2 protein-coding genes are annotated in these 2,228 nt (G+C 49.7%); both read left to right on the plus strand.

The genetic code is table 11. The annotated features are described in order from the left end of the window. Window positions 1–1,507: gliding motility-associated C-terminal domain-containing protein (locus tag EGI32_RS10830; protein ID WP_255155404.1), on the plus strand; the 1,507-nt coding region annotated here is incomplete at its 5' end. 4 nt (window positions 1,508–1,511) lie between these two features. Then, the coding region (locus tag EGI32_RS10835) for a PorP/SprF family type IX secretion system membrane protein (protein ID WP_255155405.1) at window positions 1,512–2,228 on the plus strand (717 nt) is incomplete at its 3' end.

The raw sequence follows: 2,228 nt of genomic DNA on the forward strand, positions 1-2,228 counted from the left end.
AAATGCGACAGGTTGTGCCGTTACCGCAACGATCACCATCAACTCCGTTCCGGGTGCGCCTGCGGTGGCAACTTACACACTTACCCAGCCAAGCTGTACTACACCTACCGGTACCATTACCATCAATACACCAACAGGAACCGGCTTGACTTACAGCATCAATGGAACTACTTTCCAGGCAAGTAATATATTTACCGGCGTTGCTCCGGGAACCTATACTATTTCGGTGCGAAATGCCGCGGGTTGTACCTCCACTACTACTGCAACTTTAAATGCCGTTCCATCAGCGCCAGCTGCAGCCACGGCTACAGTCACCCAACCTACCTGTGCCACTCCAACCGGTACGATCGTAATTACGGCACCAACCGGCACCGGCCTGGAATACAGTATCAACGGAACCGCTTTCCAGACAAGCACCACATTTGCCGGTCTTGCACCAAATACTTACACGATTACAATACGTAACGCCGCAGGCTGTACTTCCACTGCTACCGCAACCGTAAATGCGGTTCCAGCGAGCCCGCTGGCTCCGGTAGTCACGTCACCGGTGACCTATTGCCTCAACGCGACCGCGGTTGCATTGACTGCTACAGGCTCTAACCTTTTATGGTATGCCGGCGCAACAGGCGGAACTGGTTCGGCCACAGCGCCCGTACCTGCCACCAATACTGCCGGAAGCATCAACTATTTTGTATCCCAATCGAACGGTGGATGTGAAAGTCCGCGTGCACAGATAACTGTAACAGTAACAGATATCACTGTTGCAGCGATCACCGGTAACACTTCCATTTGCGCAGCAGGAGCCAACAGCACCACACTTGCCAACCCAACCGCAGGCGGCACCTGGAGCAGCAGCAATACGGCTGTTGCAACAGTAAGTAATACCGGAGTGGTAACCGGTATAAGCGCCGGTAATACCACCATCAGTTATACAGTAACCAGCGGAAGTTGCAGCAAAGCAGTTACCACGGTGGTTACGGTAAATGATTTTACCCTAAACCTTACTGCATCAGCCACTACGGTGCCGCAAGGCAATGCATTTACGCTCAGCACATCGGCAGGTACCAACTACCAGGTGACCGCCTGGTTGCCGCTGGCGACATTTACTAACCAGACTTCATTAACGCAAGCGCTGGTTGCTTCGGCAAATGCTACTTATCGTGCAGTGGCATTGTCGGCTGCGGGTTGTATCGATACAGCTTCTGTGAGCATCATCGTATCAGCTCCGGAAAAACACGAGGTATTTGTGCCGAATGTTTTTACTCCAAACGGCGATGGTAAAAACGATGTGTTGAAAGTGTACAGCACTACCCTGAAGAGTATGGAGTTCAGCATCTTCAACCAATGGGGCGAAATGATCTTCCGCACTAGCAACATCAACGGAGGATGGGATGGCACTGCAAAAGGTAAACTGCAACCGGGTACAGTATATATATATGTACTCAAAGCAGTCATGCTCGACAACAGCATCATCAACAAAAAAGGTTCAGTGACTTTATTAAGATAAGCAAATGAAAAAATTATACAGCCTGCTGGCTACACTCGCTTTCACAGCATTGCTGGCACCTGCCGCAAAATGCCAGGTAGATCCGCATACATCACAGTATTACATGTACCCGCTATACCTCAATCCTGCCATGGCCGGGTTGATCAATGGCGATTACAGGGTGGCGGCTACCTACAGAAATCAATGGGCAAGCATTACCGATGCCTTTTCCACCACCGGGCTTACTGCCGATATCAACACCGACAAGAACATGAATTTCGGTGTCAACATCCTTAACCAATCTGCCGGAGATGCAGGCTACAACTACCTTACAGGGTATGCTTCACTGGCCTATACCGGGCTGCGTTTTGGCAAAGGTGAATATCAACGCATTTCCCTCGGCATGCAGGTAGGGTTCATCAACCGGCGCGTGAATGCTTCCAAATTTAAATTTGGTGATCAATGGAATCCGATCACTGGTTACAACCCGGGCAATGCAACCGGGGATGTTTTAAAAACATCCAATGTTTCTTCCTTCGATGCAGGAGCGGGGGCATTTTATTATGATGCTACACCGGATAAAAAAGTGAATTTTTACGGTGGGGTTGCGGTGTTTCATTTGACCAAACCTAAGGATCCGTTCCTCGTATCCGGTGATGGCGCTGTGATACCGATGCGTTATTCCGTTCATGCAGGTGCAAATGTAAAATTATCTTCTTCGGTAAGTATGGTGCCGAATGTA

Source organism: Ferruginibacter sp. HRS2-29 (genome assembly GCF_024343615.1).
Classification (GTDB): Bacteria; Bacteroidota; Bacteroidia; order Chitinophagales; family Chitinophagaceae; genus Ferruginibacter.